A 17,888-nucleotide genomic window follows, 5' to 3' on the forward strand; every position below is an offset into this window, starting at 1 on the left:
GCGTTTGAGGAGCTTGAGCATTGTAGTAGGGCTAATCGAGGGCTTTGTTACTTAAATCAATGGAACTAAGTCAAGCAAGCCGAAGAGTTAGACATCGTAAAAAGGCCGCCACCTACTTCGCAAAAAAATCTAAAGCAGATCATTATGAGTTTATGCTCGAGTATCTGATGCAATATAGGATTGTCTATATGCCTAAGTCGTTCGGAGTTTCTCGAAGTGGTTTTTATTACTGGATTTAAAACTAGTATAAAGTACCTCAACGCAACGAGCGACTTAAGCGGCTAGGTAGCAAGGTTCGATGGGGCTTTGATGATAAAAAATAGCGCGATAGTGCAAGAGGTCTTCAAAAACAACTTGAAGTCAGTGAGATAAACATGATGTGAAAACCATTTCGGCGAGCATGAAGCGGAAGAGCTTGGTGACGAAGGCCACGCGTGAGTTTAAATGTATGACAGACAGCAAGCATAAGCTTCCTTTAGCGCCGAATTTGCTTGAACAAGACTTTGAGGCGGCAGCATCAAACCAAAAATGCTCAATACGAATTCGTCGAACCGAGAAGTGCCTTTAATGTTGTGAGAATCGCGTAACGTCTGATGAGTTATTTTTATGATGGGTGACATCCTACATACGTGATTATGTGGGCTCGCCTGTTCCGATTATATTTATGAGTAAAAGAAACGGATTTCATTTACCCCTGAAAAACTCTGGAAAACACCGGAGAAGATGGGCTTTGTTGCCGAAATCGAATGAACTAAATCAGAATTTTACGATCAGATCAGGGACATTCATTCACTGACTTTGATTTCATGCCGTAGCCTCGCTATAAAACCACCAACTGGCGCAAGTACAACAACTCCCTAGTCAATCGAGGTTCACTCACGTTTTGGATTGACGAAGAAGCAATAACAGAGTGGAAACAATCTAAACAACATGACGTGGTAGACCGCGATTGTTTAGTGACTTAGCTATCACGACCGCTCTCATGCTGAAGCGCATCTTTTCCTTACCCTTAAGGGCGCTACAAGGCTTCATAGACTCAGTATTTAAATTAGCGAATGTCCCATTGGTTTGTCCTCACTATACCTGTATAAGCCGTCGAGCCAAGGATGTAGAAGTTGATTTCAAAGCCTCAACAAGAGGCGCCATCCAACACCTAGCCATTGATGCAACTGGGCTCAAGGTATACGGTGAGGGAGAATGGAAAGTGAAAAAGCATGGAACTGATGGCAAGCGTCGAGTCTGGCGTAAACTCCATGTTGCGGTTGATACAGATACACATGAAATTATCGCCGAAGAGCTGACACTATCAGGTGTGACCGATGCGGAAGTACTCCCCAACCTACTCAAGCAAACACGCCGAACCATCAAGGCAATCTCGGGAGATGGTGCATACGATACAAGAGAGTGTCACAGAGCGATTAGAGTTAAGAAAGCGACACCTTTAATCCCTCCGCGTGAAGGTGCCGCATTCTGGGAAAAAGGACATCCACGTAATCTGGCAGTTGGCTGCCAAAAGCTCTATGGCTCGAACAAAAAGTGGAAACAGAAGTATGGTTACCATAAGCGGTCATTGTCGGAGACCGCTATGTACCGCGTAAAACAACTACTAGGTACTTCACTCACGCTTCGAAATTACAACGCACAAGTGGGTGAGACCTACGCCATGATCAAAGCACTCAACAAGCTAACTGGGATAGGTATGCCCGAAACGCAGTATATTGTTTAAAATGCGAACTATTTAGCTAGCGTTCGCTCTTTCGCTGAATTTGGCAACAAAGCCGTTCGCGTATGACAGTGACGCTGAACGAAAAATTGACAAAAGGCACGGTGACAGTGATCGATGAGTTGATGACAAAAACTGCTACTGTCAATTGTGTTGCTGGTTCTAGTGGAATCATTCAGTAAGAACAGTTCAAAAAAAGCCCCATTTAAGGTTCATTGTGGTCTTTCGGAGAAGGCTGCTTTGATCGTTAAAAAGAAGTAAGCTAAATATCGGCCTTCGCGTTACTTCAGACACTTCTTCGCTCATAAAGCTGAAGCGGGGTCACCTGCGTTGTATACTGTTAACTTCCTAAAGCTTCCTTCAGGCTCTGTAGTTACCGTTGGCCAGTAACGCCCTTGCAATTCATGATATCACCCCTCTATCAAGGAATACTGATGTCGTTCAACCTGACTGATTTGGCACCCTTGCTGGGCAAACGAAAATGGCCTTGAATAAGGCCATTAGTAAAATTCAACAAGACTGGGGAAGTGATTTAACTAGGATTAGTTTTGATCCACGCCTTGATAGCTTCAATTGTTGTAGCGCCGCCAAAAAGCTCTTTGGTAAAATCATTTTCACGTTGGCGAGTTTGCGCAATTATAACAAGCCGATCAGGGTGACCTTCAGAGCCGTCTAAACAAACAGCTCCCATTACACAAACACCAGTAATCGGTGTGGAGAACTTTGCCTGCTCATGAGTTATCGGCCCAACAGGGAGTTGGCTCCACGCCTTTAATCCTTGGTATAATGTGGTTTCGGGTACAGTTGTAGTGGTCAACAAATTCCGGACACTAACTTAAGCCGATTTTCGGCAGTAACTGGCGACAGCCCATCATTTGCTTGATGAGGCCGTTGCCTATTGTAGTAATCCATCAAGTAATAGCTGATATCTCTCTTTGCTTGAGTTTGAGTAAGATACCCATTAGCTGGTATCCATTCGGTTTTTAAGCTTCTAAATAGCCTTTCCATAGGAGCATTGTCCCAACAATTACCTCGACGACTCATGCTCTGAGTTATACGATATCGCCAAAGCCTTTGACGGTATTTTAGGCTACTGTATTGGCTTCCTTGGTCTGAGTGGAACATCACGTTGTCAGGCCGTCCCCGTTGTTCCCAAGCCATATCCAAGGCTTTGCAAGTCAACTCTGCGTTGGGTTTGTCTGATAGTGCCCAACCCACTACACGGCGGCTAAATAAGTCGAGTACAACCGCCAGATAACTCCACTTTGAACCGGACCAGATGTAAGTAATATCGCCACACCAAACTTCATTTGGAGTGGTAACAGAGAATTCGCGCTTCAACCTATTTGGGATATCTGGTCGCTCTAGCTTAGCCTGCTTATAGCGATGCGAGCCCGGTTGTTTACTTATCAGCTCTACTTCTTGCATAAGCTTGCGTACTTTGAAGCGTCCGACATCGAAGCCTTCAGACTGCAGCATAGAAGCAAGAGTTCGACTACCAGCAGCGCCGCGACTCATGTTAAAGAGCTGCTTAGTTCGGCTGGCTAACCGAATGCGATTCGCATCCGGCTTTCGTTGTTTAAACTCGTAGTAGCAGGAAGACGCGACATCGAACAGCTCACAAAGGACTTTGACCGGTTCATGCTCCCTCAACTGGTCAATTAGCGAGAACGTTCGAGTTCGTCCGACATTAAGAGAGCTGTAGCTTTTTTTAGTATGGATTTTTCTCTTTCTAAGCGATTAATCCTAGCTTCCAACTCTTGGATCTTCTGCTGTTCGGGCGTCAGAGCTTTGACCGTTGGCGTTTCTCCGCCACGCTCAATCTTTAGCTGGTCGACCCAGCGTCGTAAGGCCGTATCACCGATGTCTAGAGAGCGAGCCGCTTCAGATATTGAGTAACCTTGGTCAAGAACCAAGCTTGCGGCATCTACTTTGAACTCAGAAGAAAATGTACGTCGTTGTCGTTTTGTCATTGAACACCTCATTTATGGTGGAGACTTTACCACCTAATTTGGTATCCGGGATCATTAAACCACTACAAGTGTACTTCTCACCCCTAAGAGTGTAGAACTCTGGAGCCCCAGTAGCAGAAGCGTGATAAGCGGGATTATTGGGGGTTGCTAAAGTGGTTCCCCATCCAGCCAGAACATCACCGTCTGTAAACTCACAAAAGCCCATACAGTAGGTAAACATTCCCCAAACTGTATCATTTCGATATTTCGGGTCGGCGTCAGGGTATATGACTGTTATATTGCCAGCCTGACCGAAGACCGCATCCCAAATGACGCGCCCGTTTACGCCAGTGTCAGACTCTTCTAAATAGGCAATGCCACTGCAGAGTTCATTTCCGTTCCCAATAAATGACATTGCGATCGCAGGTTTGTTCAGAATGGTTGGCTTCATCCCAAAATAGCCAAGCCCTGGGGTGCTCTGTTCTACTATTGTACCATTACCGTACATTACATATCCGGCACCCGTATCCCCCATCACGTTGTTTTTAGTGAAGTCCATTTGATATCTCACGTGTCCATAATCGTCAGGAGTACCACCTCCATTTGGTGATGGTAAGCCTATCCATGTAAACACTGGTATTGTATTAACAGTTTTTATTTGACTGTTAGGGCTAATATTTGTGACTGGCCATTCAAGTGTGATATATCGTGTTTTAAGGTCAGACTCCACCTTACCATGAACGTATTCTGCGATATTGTTCAACTCACCTATTTGAAAGGTAAGAAACTTAGCTAGGCTTTGATCATTGTCTTTTCTGTGGTTCTTTCTGGCCATATACGAAACGTAAATGGCATGAGCCATTAAACCTTGAAGGTGAGCGTAACTAGCAAATAAAACATCACATACAGATGCAGAGTAACTACCCTTCGTTTCAAACAGTTGGTTAGCAATTAGATCGAAACCAGAAGGTGTCTTATGGACGGTTCCTTCATCGATGTAAGCTACCATCAAAGCGGTAAATTTTTCGTCAACAATCTGAATTTTTGCATCAATTTTATCTTTACTTTCACCCGTAACGCAGACTCTTGTAAGGTTTATAATTTCGGTCGTTAAATCGTTGATTGCATTATCAAACTCTTTGAAAGATTCGATATTTATTAGTTCCCTAAGTTCACTTTCAATAGCAGATAATTCGGCGGCAACCTTCTTTAATAAGATTTCTTCGGGGCTTTTACTGCTAGATACAAGCCCTATATCACCTGCAATCATGGCAGCCCAGTTTCCAGCTAAATACTTAATGACTGACTCACTCACGTTCTTTCCTACCTACGTAAATATTGAATCATTCGCTGTTAGCTTGACGGTCCTTTCAATTTGTTTGGTAGTCATATCTCCTCCTTAGAGTAAAAAGTTACAAACTTTTTACATCAGACTAAAACCGAATAAGAAACTAGTAGCTATCAATGCGAATTCAAAGCAAGTACAGCAGTATTTTATAAAATCCAACATGGTCATTTCGAAATAAGAGTTGACCATAATTAATTCAGTCACTTGCATCACAATATTAGAATGCCATACTATATCGTCATACGTGGCTGTAATAACACAAAAAACTATTATAGTATGTCTAACGTGAATCACTGACAGATAAAGCTATGGAAGAAGCATTAAAACAACTTTGGACAGAGTACTATCAGAAAGAACAAAACTTTCTCGATTAAGTAACTTCAGTATGCGTCCAGCAGCAGTCCTTCGGTCTACACTGCTATCCACGCTATGACTTTGACCCTGAGACGAACAAACACAGCAAGCCGCGGTTTATCCGCTGGGTTGTTCATTGTTCTGGGAAAAGAGAATTATTCGAGCGCCTTCAGGGAGAAAATGAGGCCATCAGCGCCTTATATCAACAAGCGGCTGAAACTGAAAAACTGAGTCACCGCTGCGGTCACTTTTTCGACTCCGCCCGAAAGCTACGAGTGAATCAAAGCGATGCTTACTCTTCTGAAAGTCCGCTTAAAGTTGCTACTCTGGTGCTTACACGTGTGATAACTGAAAATCTGTCTGACGATACAATCACAGAATCACAGGGTCAGCTCAAGCAATACGCAGCGACGTTAAGAGCCCTAGGTGTTGATTCAGCTGCGGTAGTCACCACACTCAAAAGTGTACAGCTGCAGGCTGACTACATGGAAATCTGTAACCTATTAAAACTGCCGCCAGAAAAAATCGTCTACCGAACAGCTACAGGAACTCAGTACCGCTGTAGGCTGTATCTTGATGAAACCTCAAAATCAATTCAGATGAAGCTAGGTTTTATGATCACCCTCGACCCAATTGAGATATTTGTTACTCAGCCAGGTCGAGAGGAGCGCTACGACAGCTACGAAAAACAAGGGATAAGATTGGATTTTCCTGTGCCTACGGATGGTGTGTTTTGGGAAAAGCTTTAGCGCAAAACTGATTGCAAGCATTCAATATGGAGCCAGTTGCAACTCGTTACAATGCGTTTTCTTTAAGCCAAAGTCGATTCTGGTAGCGCTTAAACTCGGACAAGTATTCATCCTCGTCATCTAATTCGTAGTCTCCACTATCTATGTATGCAGCGAGACCGGAGTCAATCGCAAAATGAGGGTGCTCCTCCGCAAGTTCTTTCAGCTTGATGTATGACGAGAGGTCGGAAATCGTTTCTATGAATATGCGCCTAGAGACAATCTTGCCGTCTTTAATTTTCGCAATTATTGTGCGTGAGCTTGGATGAAGAGGAGCTCTCTCAACGTGACTTAGCAGAAAAGCATACTCTTGCTTTGAAATATCACGATAGTGCGTTGGAACCATGTGGCTATAAGCCAATATTGCTAGTACCAGCAGCCATATCAAACCGGTATATGATGCTCCCCATAAAAGGTAAACAGCGTAAAGAAAGGCTCCAACAAAAATAACGTGCTCAATTGCTGTCCAAATCATATGCACCTCTCGATGTCTAGACAGACCAAATCGCTATCCAAGGAAGTAAATTGAACCCAGTTACGGCCACCAAAAAGCAGCAAGCAGTTAGTAGCCTCGCTTTGCCTATGATCAGAATGAGATATGACAAAACTGGAATAAGCGCTGGCCATACGTAAAAAAATAGAGCAGATCTGAGCAGCGTAAACATATGCGACTGTAACCAAAATGCCTCTTGCTGTTCGACTGATGATGATTGAATTACGAAGCCAGGCGTGTGCAAATCACCCTTAATAAATGCTGTATTCGCTGCGCTGATGAGATGCCACAATTCACCGTCTTGGATGGTAGCTAAGTTGATGGGAGCAAGCTTAAGTACTGCCGCACTATCTTTTGGAAGACCATATAGGTTATAGACATCCCTATCTGGGTATAAGTAGATTTCAAGCCATTCACCACCATCAAACTTAGGTATGGCATAGACACTACCTGTTGCGATATCAAAATCTCGGTGCTTACCATACCAACTGAATACTGGCTCACCCTGCTTGATAATGTACGACGCCAAAGTGCTGACAAAAATAATGCCAGTGATAATCACAACAAAGCGTCTTTCTCGCTCTCGCCCTGCCGCTCGGCTCATTGACACACTAATCATACGCAGTGCACGATGGCTCCATTGAGACAACTGGTAGTAACCGAGCGTGTAATAAATCGCGGCATTCATCATCGCGTACAGTATGCACAAGGACAAAAACCGCTCTAACCCTGCCGGTACAAAAGATAGCAATGGCGCCCACAGAAACATTCCGGGCACAAACATCAGCATATTCCACAGGGCTATGTGAAAACCCAAATCCTTGTCAATGGCCTCAAGACGGCCAGATCTTCCAGACATACTAACCTACTACCTTTGAAAAATAATCGCGCGGATCGCCGAACCAATATAAGTGCGCCTTTCGTGATACTCGCAATAGCTGGGTTCGAAATGACAGCTCGTCTATCTCGGTAAAGTCCAAGTTCGAGCCTTTGAACTGATAACGAACATATTGCCTTAGCGGCGTGACCATCAACCCTTGCGCACACCCAGTCTTATCAATGTGGTGCCACAGCACATGACAATGCAGCGGCACAACGAAGTGGTTCCCAATCAGGTGTTGCTGGCTCCAATGATCAGACAGCAAAACTTTTTCATGTGCAGGCTCTACAAAAGAGAAAAAGGCAGCAAAGACGATTGAGATAACAAGAGAGACAATCGTCAGCAACTCATGCTGCATCAAGACTATCATTGCCTTTATTCCGGCATCTCAATAGGTTTGAGGTTTTCGACTATCCGCCTTGCAATACTTCGCTCACGAGTAGTGATTGAGGGTTCATCACAGTAACGCTTCAAGTAGGCATTGTCCTGCGTCTTCAACTCTCTCTCAAGACGTTCATCTGCGCTGATATCGGCCAAATAGTAGAGATTGAATAACAAGACAAGCCAACATATAGCACTAATATAGGCAGTATTTGCTATTGCAGTCCCGAAGGTGCCAAACGTAGAGGGTTCGACCGGCAGTGGAACAATAACTGAACAAGCAAAACCCGCACAAAGACTTGCGCCGACCACCGTTTTCGATAATTCTGCTCTTAAATCCAACTTTGCCCTTCTAATACAGTCCATCTTCCCTCCATATGCATTTAATCCAATAGTTAAATTAGGCGCGTTCTCCTTGTCGTGAAAGTTAAAATTATTAACTTTTCCAGTACGACAACAATCCAAAAGCGCAATCCACTGTGGCTTGGAAGCGCTTATACAAACTTTTGGCTGCTTATTTCGGTTGACCTGACTTTCTGTCTCATATCCTCAGTGCAATGACTTATTACGCGCTATGCGTTTACCGCCAACGTCGAAATTTCCGAGTCTCACGACTCATCTAGCTGCGCCACTACTAACGGCGTCTGTCTTTTGACAGCCCTTCGCTTATCCAAGCAATAACTAGGCACCCAGAACACCACTGTGCCCATTTCGACCCAGGAGGTCATTGTGATTAACCAACATGAAACACCCAAGGTTGTCTATTTAGACAGCCAAAAAGGAGCTGACATGATGAACTTACTCATTGCTCTACGTGAGCAAAGAGCTAAGAAGAAGAATGTATGCCCCGTCATGTGGACAACGATTAAAGCCATCGTTGTTAACCATCCAGAAGCCCTTCATACCTACAACTTATTGGTCGATATGACCGGGAAGTTAATACACGGTATGGAGAACGCAAACGTCGCCTCGCGCCAATCTTCTAGAGGAAACATGCGTGAGCTAACTCGAGTTCTGAAAAGCTAGGAGGCAAAGTATGAACTTACGAAAAGCATCGGTTGGCCATAATAGCCACCAGCTACCTGAATCGTATAAACCGCTGCGTCATTCCACTCTCTATCAAGACTTAGAGAAAACGATTGAAGCTGGCCATGCCATTCTGTTGAAAAATGGAACAGTCGCATTTGGCTTTGACATTGAAAAGTATCCCCACTGCGAGTGTCTTATTCGCTACTTCGATACCGAATCATCCTTTTGGTCATGGGTAAGAGAAGAGAAGCAAGCCTTCTTCTATCACTGATTTTTGTTAATCCCTACCCACCTGACTAATAAGCCGTGACCTTGTCACGGCTTTGTTGCGTTTTGTTTAGGCGAGAAACGCCTGTTGTTTGCAAGCCAACACTACTCAACATCTAGGAGAAAATCATGAAAACGATTATCGACCAAATCCATCAGCCAGAATTTGGTAAACAAGTTCTCGCGCACCTTGAGCGTCGCTTTAACACGGGTCCCGATAACGGCGATGATGAACTTATCGGATACGCTGGTGGCGCAGTCGCAGCACAAGTGATTGAGCTGCTCGGACTCGACATTCCAGTAGCATACAACGATTTAGATGTATGACGATTCAAACCTCATGGTGAGTTTGCCAACTCTAAAGTATTCAGCTATCAACGCATGATAAATGGCTATGGCGTCGAAAGCATCTACAAAACCGGCTACATCATCAATGGAGTCAAACGTGAGGGGCTAATCAATACCATGACGGTCAACACACGCTATATGTGCGAGTTAGTGAATGGTTTCGATATCAATTCAATCGCTGTGGGTGTGACCTATACTGGCGAGCTGGTATATACAAAAGCGTTTGAATCGTTTCTGTATCGACCACAGCTTAAAGTACAGACTTACTGCACGCCAAGCCATAGCTTTATCCGCTTACTCAGCAAATCCAAAGACTTGGGGCTGCCGATAGGCGATGGCGAGATTGACAGGCTCATAGACTGTCTATCCATAGAAGAGGAGCTTAGGCTTAAAGAGCGCGTAAAGCGCTGTGTTGGTTTGTTTGGTTATGAGAAAAAGTGCCGTCTTCTCAGTGTCATGTCCAAACAGGAACTGCATAAACTAGGGATAAAAGTCGAGCCGACAGTCATACGCCTTCGCCCACGTGGTTCTTGGAGTGTAAGACATGGCGCTTGCGACCCTATGGCCGACAAAAGCAGAACGCGGTGCTTCTTCCAGCTAAAGCTGGTACGACCGAGAAACATCGTTGAGCGAATTGGCCGAGACCATAGTGAATACGACCGTGCAAAAATTGCAGAGCGTCTAATTTACATGAGAATGCACTTTCCGATGAACCTGCCAATAGCGTTATCGATACCAAACTTCGATGATTGGCAGCTTGTCCGTCTTTGCGCGTCTAACTTCTCAGGTTCGACAGCTGAGATGTGGACTCGTTATAGAGAACTGTCTTATCGACATCCTGAAATTAGTAGCCACGAAGTTAATTCTGGAAATACATTGGGAATGTTTGTAAGAAACCTGACCTGGCTTGAGAATCACTGTCCAATATTGATCGGCATGATTGCTGGGCAAGGTAGGCCAACTCAAGGAGAAATTGTACCCAAACAATTGGCTCACTGGGAAAGACTGCCGCTCAAAGAGCTGTCACAACACGCAAAGAGCTTCATGGAATCAATGAAGGAGACTAAACAAAACCATAGCATCGTATCGCTCTCATCAGAAATCGAACTCAGTTCGCTTACTGAAGGGAAGTGCGAGGAGATGTGCACCGAGTACGATCTCATCGCACTTGGAAACGAGCAGAGGCATTGTGTGGGCGGCTATTTTCACCGACTTCAGCACTCAGCTGACATGATATTTAAATGTGTCACTAGCGAAGAGGTCACAACGCTCCACATAACACCCGTCTATTGCGAGCTGTTGTATTCGCTCTCATGCTCCGAACAAAAAACCATCATAAGTAGTAGGGCTCTTAACGCTGGTGGTTACATCAAGGAATACCGGATTGAACAGCATATGGGGCATCGAAACGAGAAACCGACACAAGCAAACTGTCATCTCGCTACTTCGATTCTTCAACGCGTCAATCAGTATTCATCTCATTTGTATAGCCTCGGAGCGCTAGCACAGGCTTCTTAATATCTATGACTAATTACGCTCTGGTTCGCCAGAGCTTTTTTTTGGATGCCATTTTGGCTGCTTAAATGCAGTTTCTCTCCCCTTCGCCTCACTACACTCACCTCATCCACCAGAACAGTTGGATCGCCACATTTGTGGCTACAACAGTTCTACCCAGTTGTCGTGCTGCCAAAACGACCGTTCTATCACTAGAGCGCCGCCGCCTGTTTCAGGCAATAACCACTTACGTTTAGTAAAAAACAGAGGTCCCTATGATCCCTTTAACTTGCAGCTGCTGCGGCAGCTTATTCAATGGCATTCAAGAAACCACGCATGACGATGGCTATGGCACCTGTTCACACTGCGTGACAACCGTCATCGAGCCAAAGATCAATCAAGAATTGGACAAAATCGTCACCGTTCTTGAGCAACGTGGTAGCAAGGATTTTCTTGAATCTTTCACAGCAAAAGACCAAGTGCAAAAGCGCCAATTCGCACTCAAATGTGTAGAAAAAGGGCTCATTAACTGGTCTTTCGGAGGCTAACATGCAATTAGAAACCAAAGAAATGTCACCTGTTGAGCAATCCTATTACGGATCGCATATTGGACAATCCATTAACGGTCGAATCCAGATAGTCGACGGTGAAAACACTGTGTTTGCAAGAGGTGTTGAAGGGGAAATGATCCTCTCTGACAAAATCACGCAACGTTCAACGTTAGTCAACGTGCTAAATACTGCTGAAGTACTGCCACGCGATACCTTAGCGGTAACACGAGACATTGCGTTCGAGCATGGTCTTTCTGACGGTGAACTCGTATCGATGTACCTCATCGAAACAGACACATTCCAACTAATGATGAAACGCATCATGAAATACTCATAAGGAGGCTGACATGTTTGCAATTCATTACTTAACTGCTGTTGCCTTCGACCCGTTGGCAACTACAAAAGAAATCGCTCTGAACGTTTTAAAGTGGTTCCTATTCACCGACCTGTTGTCGGCTTGTGTAGAAGGTCTTCTCTTTGGAGAAACATTTAGCCACCCATTTGATGTTGTCAGAGCATTCGTATTTATACTTTACGGCGCATTCGCAACCCATCGTGCTTGTTTCTATAACGATACGAGCTATTTGGATGCATAGGAGGGATCATTATGTTGCTCGATACCTTCATAAGAAATCCAGAGTCTTTTAACCATATTCAAAACGCAGCGGACTTTAAGCAATATTTGGAGAGTAACCTCGCCATTATTGAACAAAACGAAGGCTTCTATGCGTTTCCCTACCCTGATGACTTTGCCTGGATGGCGCTAGCAATTTATCGCTGTTTCACGGTCACACGTCAACAGGTGGAGGTGTTTTACCATGAATGCCTTGGATATGGCGTATTGATTGACGCAGAGCTTGATGGCGCTGTACTGCAATACTGGTTCGATAGTCAGCAAATTTGCTCAGCAAACTCCTATCCCGCAATCCATGCCAAAGACGGATGGAGAAAGGTTCAAGAAAGTGCATTACTGGAGAAAAACTTCCATGCGCTTCACGAATCCCTACTCAATGAGCTCAATAGACCGGAACTGTACTTTGTTGATGACGACTTTCGTTACTCAGCACTGGATGGTTCGAAGATCTCAAAAACCTATTATGAGTCGTGGTTTTGCACCGGCATCTTCACTCTCTGGGTAAACAGCGCAGTCGATGTACTGTTGGGCGATGTCCCTGCAGAGCACGGGAAAATCTTGGAGGTACTCAATGGACATTGATACTTTTGAGAGCTTTGTCCGCAACCCTTTTGGGTTTGTGCACATACAGCCTTTGCTGGAGCATGAGGAAGACTCTCGAGTTTTTCTTAAAGAGCTTATTCAGAACGTCGTCTTAACTGAGGGTGACGTATTGCATGGCTTTTCTGGCTCAGAAACTCAGCTGGCCATCGGCGTTACACACCTTTTCAACTGCTTACGCTACAAATGCAGCCTCCACATGGTGAATAGCGCATTTGTCATTAGCCTGAAAACCGCAACGCCTAAATCTGGTGAAACCTTTACCGTCATCGACCGGGAAGGGATTCACAAACAAAACCACCCTCTTCCATGCATCATCAAAACCACACCTCCGTGTTGGTTTCATCAAATGATGGTGAGTGAAGAAGAGCTGTTTGCCACTGAGGTATTGGCATTTACTGAAGGAGAACAACGCTACAGTGCGCTTGATGGTTCTGTCATTACAGACGAGTGCTACTTTTCCAAATGGTTCTACACGGCGCTTGTCGTGAGATGGTTTCGAGAAATCGCAACCCTCTAACCACCACCCTTAACACCCACCAGGGCTCACTCCCCTGCGGGGTGACCCTTTCACTCTAAAGGGAGTACAACATGGGATTTTTTTCATTTCTAACAACCGATACTAATGAATCTATTCGCGCTCAAGATACGTGCGATGTCTTTCTGCTCAAAAGTACCGGCAACCACGCCCATGCCACCTATTACGATGGCTACGGAAACTTCACCACCGATCAAGGTATCGTCAATGTGTTTCATTGGCTTTCGCTTACGAACCTCAAGAGTGGTCATCTTGCGACACTCTCCGATGATGAGCTCACTACCATTGGGATCTTGATGAGCCCAGATTGTGGCTATTACCTGATGGATGAAAAAGGCGTCGTGTATGTCTGCCAATTACATTGGAGTAAAACCGCAATTGAAGCCTTACTTGAGGGTAAAGAAGTTCATGGGTTTGACACGTACGCGGCCGATATCGTTATCGATGGTATCACTGCATCAGTCAATTGTCATGAAAGCTCTGGTCGGTTGACTCGTCATGAGTATACGCCGAAACATCCACTAAAGATTGCACGCAGTCGTCGTTCTTACGATGCATGCCTGCCATCGACCAGCTGTCCACATCAGGGGGTTTTCTATGATTGAACAAGACCTGTTCGCGCTGGTGGATGAGCTAAAAGAGCTCGAGACTAAACTGCAGCAATGGCAAACACAACTACCTGAATACGCAGTGCAATACGCTGCTCAATATACAGGTGTTTGTCACGCGAGAGTCAATCTCGAAATGATCTTGGAGCGATATGTCAAACGGCCTATCACAATTGATTCACAGCCTCTTCCTTCTAAGGAAAAGCTTAACCTTCACCTCAACCCCAAACCATAACCAGCATCTGCTGGACTGGTGACAGATCCCACCTCTGACGCCAGATCGTTAACTACCCAAAGCTCACCTTTGGGTGGGCTAAGGATCTGATATGAAAGACGTCATTGACTACACCGATTGCTTCGAAGGATCGCTACTTGCCCAAGGCAAGGAGAGAAACTTTCTAGCACTTTATCGCTGTAACCCACAAAAGCGCAACGACGGCAAAGTTGGCACCTTCGAGCTTCTCTATCGCTCATTGAGCGCTGACTGCCAGCACGAACGTGATGAAGCGTGGTGCCTGGTGCAATACGCCGAAGTCAATATCTTCCAGAAAAAGGAAATTGGCGCGCTCTTGAAAGAGATCAACAGCGACACCGAAGTGTCACTGTTCGACCACTTCGACCTTTGGTAACCACCCAAAAATCCAAGACCTAGGAGGTCAACGATGGAACCCATTCTATGCAATGTAGAGGATTTTATTAGAAATCCCTACTCATTCGCTGCTCCCAGAAAGTCTGAGAACCTAGCGTTTGTAGCAGAATTCCTAAGCGCAATCGATAACGGCTACGCAGTGAGAACACTGCCAACCGATTTTGAGCAATTCGCAAAGGAAGAACCACTGCTCTTTACCTCGGCGATTCAAGAGTTCCTCTCTCGCGCCGGAGTGAAAAGCTCCATTTACTACTTCGATACGCCAACGTTACCGACTTACGCCGTTATCGCAGAAGTAAACAACAATCGACTGTTTTTCGACCTGTCTATGTTGCACTTCAACCCAGACTTGGGCGTGCCGCTCTTAGATGCATTGGACGATGGTGATTTACTCAGTCAATACAACAGCGCTATGAGCGACTATTACGACCAATTCGACATTGAAGAGTTGGTGTATGAAATCGATGGGCAACATCACAGCGCGATCAGCGGAGAAGAGAAGCATCCCACTGACTTTTTAGACGATTACCTTGTCGGTATCGGCTATGGGTACTTCAAGCATCTCTACGTGAACTGGCTAGGCGCTAATGCCTAAGGACTATTTATGAATACTTTTTCCGTGCTGATTGTCGGTACCGCCATCGTCGGCGTTTATCAAGCACACGGGATTTGGGCGACCTTGTCCTTTATCACTATTACGTATATGGCCGCGAAAATGACCGCGAAAGCACTACTCAAAAAGCCCCGCAAAATACGGATAGGACATCGTGGTGCAACTGATGTGGTAATTGACCGCATCTGGTTAACCGTTGGCAAGCGCAGGATCATGTTATATCGAACTGCGGAGGTCACAACGAAGCAACGCCGTGGAAGAAAATACCCATGGCGCAGTGCGACGCTTGATGTCAAAACCATGAACTCGCTGAATGCATCCATTCCTGCAGTGTTAGGCCGTGGGGATAAGTTCCTAACTGCTTACGGGCAGGCGTATGTGAACAAAGCGGACATTACCAGTGAATAGGAGTTGCCCATGGAAATGGTCAAAATCATTAAAGCTGCAGCCAAGCTGCGCGGTGATGAAGATGATATCGAGATGTCTGCCATGACCGCAGCTCACCTTTCGCTGCGTAACAACGGACTCTTGGCGTCATTTATCGAAACCGGAACCGATGGCAAGCCCGCGTATATCGTCAGCCTATGGCGTAGCACCACATACGACAGTGAGTCATTACCCCGAGGCATGCGTTATGCCTACCTCCCAAAACCCGTATTTGAAGAACTGTCAAATCCCGACATCAAGATCTTCAAATAACCTCAAACATCAGCCAATGACGATTGGCGTCTTCGCTTAACCAGCGAGACGTTATTCGTCTTAGGAGTTCCTATGAATTTATACGTCAGAACCCAGGCGCCGCTTTGCGGTGCCTATGATTTGCGCGAGGCTTGTTTGGACGATTACCGCAAGGCAATCCCTGATGAAATCAAGCTAGAGCTCGCAAAAGAACTGCTGGAAGGGCAAGTCCGTCAAAGCGGGCCGCTCACCAGCCCTGAGCTTATGAAAACATACATCTGCACCCATCTTTCTTGCAAAGAGCGGGAACACATGTTGGTGTTATTTTTTGATAGCGCACTTAGGCTTATCAAATCAGAAGTTATGTTTAAAGGCACGATAGATGCTGCATCTGTCTATCCGAGAGAGATAGTGAAAAGGGCACTGGAGCTAAACACAGCTTCCTGTGTACTGGCGCATAATCACCCCTCACAACATAGCTGTGAACCGAGCAACGCAGATCGTCGCGTCACTCGAAAAATAGCAGATGCGTTAGAAACCGTAGATATAAAGCTTACCGACCACATAGTGGTCGCGGGCAGTAATACCTGCTCTTTTGCAGAGCGTGGTTTTCTTTAACCCCATTATCCAAGCACTCCTAAGGGAGTGCTTTTTTTTGCATGCCGTATTGTCTCTGCATCGGTTCAGTACACCTTTTTGGCTGCTTAATCGAGCATCAAGCATTTCTCAAACTCTATTCTCACAACACCTCTTGAGTAATTTGGAACTGGCGCTATTGCGTCTACAAATCACTCAAACAGTTACCGTGCTGCCAACACGGTCGCCTTCGGTAACGATGGTGCACTCCTCTCCCTTTCGGGAATAACTCAGTCCTTAATCACATCGTGACATGGGCTAAATGCAAAAAAGGTAAATCCTATGCGTTCAATCAAAGTAAACAGCGGCCAGATTTCTGGTTTGATCACAAACATCCATCCACAACAAGGTGGTAAGTTCGTCGAGATACGCAACGACAACTACTACTGGAGTGGAGGCGATGAAAAAGTCATATCGTGTCAAATGATGCTTTACGTGCCAGACACCGAAAGTACACACGATACTCTCAAGCAAGGTGATTTTATCATCGCCAACGTAAGATATGAGAGTTATGACGTCCAAGGTAACAATAGTTCTACATTTAAGCAAAACAGCCTATTTGTGTATTCCATTGATACCTACATCCCATCCGAAATGGTGAGTAATACCTCTGACGCTCCGTGGTATCGCATCAGCTCTAACAAGTTCACACTCGGCGGGAACGTCGGAAATGTTGAGCAAAAAAACGGTAATAACGGTGCTTGGAGCACTGTCACTATCGCGCTCAATCGTTCTTTCAAGGATGAAAGTGGTAACTGGCAAGATGCAGACCCTGTCTGGGCAAGGATCACTATCAACGGTTCACAAATGAAAACGCTGCCTCAAAAAGGCGACGCACTCATCGTTGATTGTGAACTCAAAACTCGCCCATTCGAAGACAAAAACCAAAACCAGGCAATGTCATACGACTTCAAGTTTTCTCGCGTTCTTCATCATGTGAAGAAGACCGAAATGGAAGCAATGAAGCAAGGTCAAGGTCAAGGTCAAGGTCAAGGTCAAGGTCAAGGTCATCAGCACGGTCACACACCAGTTCCGCAAAATCCAACTGGCTCACAAAATGTTCCACAACAAAGTGGCGCAAATAACCGTTCTCCAGCAGGTCAGTTGCGTTCGCAACAGCCCGCTAACCGTCCAAGTCAATACAACCAAGGACAGTTTGAACAATGACCAATAAATCCTCCGAAGCCAAAAGACGCGTTCAGCGTCTTTTGCGTATTTCTCGCGGTCAAAAAGGCCGAAAGATAACCCGACATGCAAGAAAGCTTAGCCGCAAGGCAAAGCATCTTCCTAAACACTGAGCAACGCTCAACTCCTAACTAATAAG

General features: G+C 45.3%; 25 protein-coding genes and 2 pseudogenes. 20 read left to right on the plus strand and 7 right to left on the minus strand.

Annotated elements, in window-relative coordinates; all coding sequences use genetic code 11:
* Window positions 1–72: 72 nt before the first annotated feature.
* Together AC6I8Y_RS26510 and AC6I8Y_RS26515 are read left to right on the plus strand one after the other, a co-directional pair.
* Window positions 73–529, plus strand: a pseudogene (locus AC6I8Y_RS26510) (transposase family protein); the annotation flags it as partial.
* A 286-nt stretch (window positions 530–815) separates the two neighbouring features.
* Window positions 816–1,726 (plus strand): annotated as a pseudogene (locus AC6I8Y_RS26515) (IS5 family transposase); the annotation flags it as partial.
* Window positions 1,727–2,255: 529 nt separating this feature from the next.
* Here the strand turns inward: AC6I8Y_RS26515 and AC6I8Y_RS26520 are convergent.
* From AC6I8Y_RS26520 to AC6I8Y_RS26530, 3 genes are all read right to left on the minus strand, one after another.
* Window positions 2,256–2,540 carry a hypothetical protein gene (locus AC6I8Y_RS26520; RefSeq protein ID WP_498023190.1) on the minus strand — a complete coding sequence of 95 codons (285 nt, stop codon included), beginning with the start codon at window positions 2,538–2,540 and terminating at the stop codon, window positions 2,256–2,258.
* Window positions 2,537–3,696, minus strand: a protein-coding gene (locus AC6I8Y_RS26525; RefSeq protein ID WP_498023192.1) for an IS3 family transposase whose coding sequence is annotated in 2 segments (ribosomal slippage) — window positions 2,537–3,429 and window positions 3,429–3,696 — 1,161 coding nt in all. Because the reading frame shifts where the segments join, the coding sequence is not laid out codon by codon here. The genes AC6I8Y_RS26520 and AC6I8Y_RS26525 overlap by 4 nt, the downstream gene beginning before the upstream one ends.
* Window positions 3,662–4,990: a hypothetical protein gene (locus AC6I8Y_RS26530; RefSeq protein ID WP_498023194.1), complete on the minus strand. Its 1,329-nt coding sequence runs from the start codon at window positions 4,988–4,990 to the stop codon at window positions 3,662–3,664. The genes AC6I8Y_RS26525 and AC6I8Y_RS26530 overlap by 35 nt, the downstream gene beginning before the upstream one ends.
* Before the next feature lie 728 nt (window positions 4,991–5,718).
* Between AC6I8Y_RS26530 and AC6I8Y_RS26535 the strand changes: the two genes are divergently transcribed.
* Window positions 5,719–6,126 carry a hypothetical protein gene (locus tag AC6I8Y_RS26535; protein ID WP_498023195.1) on the plus strand — a complete coding sequence of 136 codons (408 nt, stop codon included), beginning with the start codon at window positions 5,719–5,721 and terminating at the stop codon, window positions 6,124–6,126.
* A 46-nt stretch (window positions 6,127–6,172) separates the two neighbouring features.
* Here AC6I8Y_RS26535 and AC6I8Y_RS26540 read toward each other — a convergent pair whose 3' ends face one another.
* From AC6I8Y_RS26540 to AC6I8Y_RS26555, 4 genes are read right to left on the minus strand one after another with little or no spacing between them, the layout of a single operon-like run.
* Window positions 6,173–6,640 (minus strand): hypothetical protein, encoded by a 468-nt coding sequence (locus AC6I8Y_RS26540; RefSeq protein WP_498023197.1) that lies wholly within the window; start codon window positions 6,638–6,640, stop codon window positions 6,173–6,175.
* 16 nt (window positions 6,641–6,656) lie between these two features.
* Window positions 6,657–7,517 carry a hypothetical protein gene (locus AC6I8Y_RS26545; protein ID WP_498023199.1) on the minus strand — a complete coding sequence of 287 codons (861 nt, stop codon included), beginning with the start codon at window positions 7,515–7,517 and terminating at the stop codon, window positions 6,657–6,659.
* Window position 7,518: 1 nt separating this feature from the next.
* Complete coding sequence (locus AC6I8Y_RS26550) at window positions 7,519–7,908, minus strand: hypothetical protein (protein ID WP_498023201.1); 390 nt, start codon at window positions 7,906–7,908, stop codon at window positions 7,519–7,521.
* A gap of 5 nt (window positions 7,909–7,913) precedes the next feature.
* Window positions 7,914–8,285, minus strand: a complete 372-nt coding sequence (locus AC6I8Y_RS26555; protein ID WP_498023202.1) for a hypothetical protein — start codon at window positions 8,283–8,285, stop codon at window positions 7,914–7,916.
* A 363-nt stretch (window positions 8,286–8,648) separates the two neighbouring features.
* Between AC6I8Y_RS26555 and AC6I8Y_RS26560 the strand changes: the two genes are divergently transcribed.
* From AC6I8Y_RS26560 to AC6I8Y_RS26640, 17 genes are all read left to right on the plus strand, one after another.
* The gene (locus tag AC6I8Y_RS26560; RefSeq protein ID WP_498023203.1) at window positions 8,649–8,945 is read left to right on the plus strand and encodes a hypothetical protein; all 297 of its coding nucleotides are present in this window, start codon (window positions 8,649–8,651) and stop codon (window positions 8,943–8,945) included.
* Between the two features lie 10 nt (window positions 8,946–8,955).
* Window positions 8,956–9,219, plus strand: a complete 264-nt coding sequence (locus AC6I8Y_RS26565) for a hypothetical protein (protein ID WP_498023205.1) — start codon at window positions 8,956–8,958, stop codon at window positions 9,217–9,219.
* A gap of 125 nt (window positions 9,220–9,344) precedes the next feature.
* On the plus strand, window positions 9,345–9,542 hold the full coding sequence (locus AC6I8Y_RS26570; RefSeq protein WP_498023206.1) for a hypothetical protein: 198 nt from the start codon (window positions 9,345–9,347) through the stop codon (window positions 9,540–9,542).
* Between the two features lie 54 nt (window positions 9,543–9,596).
* Window positions 9,597–11,081, plus strand: a complete 1,485-nt coding sequence (locus AC6I8Y_RS26575; protein ID WP_498023207.1) for a hypothetical protein — start codon at window positions 9,597–9,599, stop codon at window positions 11,079–11,081.
* Window positions 11,082–11,332: 251 nt separating this feature from the next.
* The gene (locus tag AC6I8Y_RS26580) at window positions 11,333–11,605 is read left to right on the plus strand and encodes a hypothetical protein (protein WP_498023208.1); all 273 of its coding nucleotides are present in this window, start codon (window positions 11,333–11,335) and stop codon (window positions 11,603–11,605) included.
* A gap of 1 nt (window position 11,606) precedes the next feature.
* Window positions 11,607–11,945 (plus strand): hypothetical protein, encoded by a 339-nt coding sequence (locus AC6I8Y_RS26585; RefSeq protein ID WP_498023210.1) that lies wholly within the window; start codon window positions 11,607–11,609, stop codon window positions 11,943–11,945.
* Between the two features lie 10 nt (window positions 11,946–11,955).
* Window positions 11,956–12,204: a hypothetical protein gene (locus AC6I8Y_RS26590; protein ID WP_498023211.1), complete on the plus strand. Its 249-nt coding sequence runs from the start codon at window positions 11,956–11,958 to the stop codon at window positions 12,202–12,204.
* Between the two features lie 11 nt (window positions 12,205–12,215).
* Window positions 12,216–12,824, plus strand: a complete 609-nt coding sequence (locus AC6I8Y_RS26595) for a hypothetical protein (RefSeq protein ID WP_353500366.1) — start codon at window positions 12,216–12,218, stop codon at window positions 12,822–12,824.
* Window positions 12,814–13,362, plus strand: a complete 549-nt coding sequence (locus AC6I8Y_RS26600; protein ID WP_498023212.1) for a hypothetical protein — start codon at window positions 12,814–12,816, stop codon at window positions 13,360–13,362. Before AC6I8Y_RS26595 ends, AC6I8Y_RS26600 begins: the two co-directional genes overlap by 11 nt.
* Window positions 13,363–13,433: 71 nt before the next feature.
* Window positions 13,434–13,985: a hypothetical protein gene (locus AC6I8Y_RS26605; RefSeq protein ID WP_498023213.1), complete on the plus strand. Its 552-nt coding sequence runs from the start codon at window positions 13,434–13,436 to the stop codon at window positions 13,983–13,985.
* Window positions 13,978–14,223, plus strand: coding sequence for a hypothetical protein (locus AC6I8Y_RS26610; RefSeq protein WP_498023214.1), 246 nt, complete (start codon window positions 13,978–13,980; stop codon window positions 14,221–14,223). Before AC6I8Y_RS26605 ends, AC6I8Y_RS26610 begins: the two co-directional genes overlap by 8 nt.
* A 91-nt stretch (window positions 14,224–14,314) precedes the next feature.
* Complete coding sequence (locus tag AC6I8Y_RS26615; protein ID WP_498023215.1) at window positions 14,315–14,617, plus strand: hypothetical protein; 303 nt, start codon at window positions 14,315–14,317, stop codon at window positions 14,615–14,617.
* A gap of 33 nt (window positions 14,618–14,650) precedes the next feature.
* Entirely contained in the window at window positions 14,651–15,232 is a 582-nt protein-coding gene (locus AC6I8Y_RS26620; RefSeq protein WP_498023216.1) for a hypothetical protein, read from the plus strand.
* A gap of 9 nt (window positions 15,233–15,241) precedes the next feature.
* A complete protein-coding gene (locus tag AC6I8Y_RS26625; protein WP_498023217.1) occupies window positions 15,242–15,658 on the plus strand; it encodes a hypothetical protein in 417 nt (138 codons plus the stop codon).
* Between the two features lie 9 nt (window positions 15,659–15,667).
* A complete protein-coding gene (locus tag AC6I8Y_RS26630; protein WP_353500373.1) occupies window positions 15,668–15,949 on the plus strand; it encodes a hypothetical protein in 282 nt (93 codons plus the stop codon).
* Window positions 15,950–16,021: 72 nt separating this feature from the next.
* The gene (gene radC / locus AC6I8Y_RS26635) at window positions 16,022–16,546 is read left to right on the plus strand and encodes a RadC family protein (RefSeq protein WP_498023218.1); all 525 of its coding nucleotides are present in this window, start codon (window positions 16,022–16,024) and stop codon (window positions 16,544–16,546) included.
* Window positions 16,547–16,846: 300 nt separating this feature from the next.
* Complete coding sequence (locus tag AC6I8Y_RS26640) at window positions 16,847–17,731, plus strand: single-stranded DNA-binding protein (RefSeq protein WP_498023219.1); 885 nt, start codon at window positions 16,847–16,849, stop codon at window positions 17,729–17,731.
* Window positions 17,732–17,888 lie beyond the last annotated feature (157 nt).

Source organism: Vibrio sp. KUL78, from assembly GCF_059725505.1.

What these genes read in the sequence shown, in the direction of transcription:
- AC6I8Y_RS26590 (WP_498023211.1), top strand. Translation starts at nt 11,956, where the DNA reads ATGTTTGCAATTCATTACTTAACTGCTGTTGCCTTCGACCCGTTGGCA.
- AC6I8Y_RS26630 (WP_353500373.1), top strand. Translation starts at nt 15,668, where the DNA reads ATGGAAATGGTCAAAATCATTAAAGCTGCAGCCAAGCTGCGCGGTGAT.
- AC6I8Y_RS26565 (WP_498023205.1), top strand. Translation starts at nt 8,956, where the DNA reads ATGAACTTACGAAAAGCATCGGTTGGCCATAATAGCCACCAGCTACCT.
- AC6I8Y_RS26605 (WP_498023213.1), top strand. Translation starts at nt 13,434, where the DNA reads ATGGGATTTTTTTCATTTCTAACAACCGATACTAATGAATCTATTCGC.
- AC6I8Y_RS26580 (WP_498023208.1), top strand. Translation starts at nt 11,333, where the DNA reads ATGATCCCTTTAACTTGCAGCTGCTGCGGCAGCTTATTCAATGGCATT.
- AC6I8Y_RS26550 (WP_498023201.1), bottom strand. Translation starts at nt 7,908, where the DNA reads ATGATAGTCTTGATGCAGCATGAGTTGCTGACGATTGTCTCTCTTGTT.
- radC (WP_498023218.1), top strand. Translation starts at nt 16,022, where the DNA reads ATGAATTTATACGTCAGAACCCAGGCGCCGCTTTGCGGTGCCTATGAT.
- AC6I8Y_RS26540 (WP_498023197.1), bottom strand. Translation starts at nt 6,640, where the DNA reads ATGATTTGGACAGCAATTGAGCACGTTATTTTTGTTGGAGCCTTTCTT.
- AC6I8Y_RS26625 (WP_498023217.1), top strand. Translation starts at nt 15,242, where the DNA reads ATGAATACTTTTTCCGTGCTGATTGTCGGTACCGCCATCGTCGGCGTT.
- AC6I8Y_RS26640 (WP_498023219.1), top strand. Translation starts at nt 16,847, where the DNA reads ATGCGTTCAATCAAAGTAAACAGCGGCCAGATTTCTGGTTTGATCACA.
- AC6I8Y_RS26570 (WP_498023206.1), top strand. Translation starts at nt 9,345, where the DNA reads ATGAAAACGATTATCGACCAAATCCATCAGCCAGAATTTGGTAAACAA.
- AC6I8Y_RS26555 (WP_498023202.1), bottom strand. Translation starts at nt 8,285, where the DNA reads ATGGACTGTATTAGAAGGGCAAAGTTGGATTTAAGAGCAGAATTATCG.
- AC6I8Y_RS26545 (WP_498023199.1), bottom strand. Translation starts at nt 7,517, where the DNA reads ATGTCTGGAAGATCTGGCCGTCTTGAGGCCATTGACAAGGATTTGGGT.
- AC6I8Y_RS26595 (WP_353500366.1), top strand. Translation starts at nt 12,216, where the DNA reads ATGTTGCTCGATACCTTCATAAGAAATCCAGAGTCTTTTAACCATATT.
- AC6I8Y_RS26620 (WP_498023216.1), top strand. Translation starts at nt 14,651, where the DNA reads ATGGAACCCATTCTATGCAATGTAGAGGATTTTATTAGAAATCCCTAC.
- AC6I8Y_RS26600 (WP_498023212.1), top strand. Translation starts at nt 12,814, where the DNA reads ATGGACATTGATACTTTTGAGAGCTTTGTCCGCAACCCTTTTGGGTTT.
- AC6I8Y_RS26585 (WP_498023210.1), top strand. Translation starts at nt 11,607, where the DNA reads ATGCAATTAGAAACCAAAGAAATGTCACCTGTTGAGCAATCCTATTAC.
- AC6I8Y_RS26575 (WP_498023207.1), top strand. Translation starts at nt 9,597, where the DNA reads ATGATAAATGGCTATGGCGTCGAAAGCATCTACAAAACCGGCTACATC.
- AC6I8Y_RS26610 (WP_498023214.1), top strand. Translation starts at nt 13,978, where the DNA reads ATGATTGAACAAGACCTGTTCGCGCTGGTGGATGAGCTAAAAGAGCTC.
- AC6I8Y_RS26615 (WP_498023215.1), top strand. Translation starts at nt 14,315, where the DNA reads ATGAAAGACGTCATTGACTACACCGATTGCTTCGAAGGATCGCTACTT.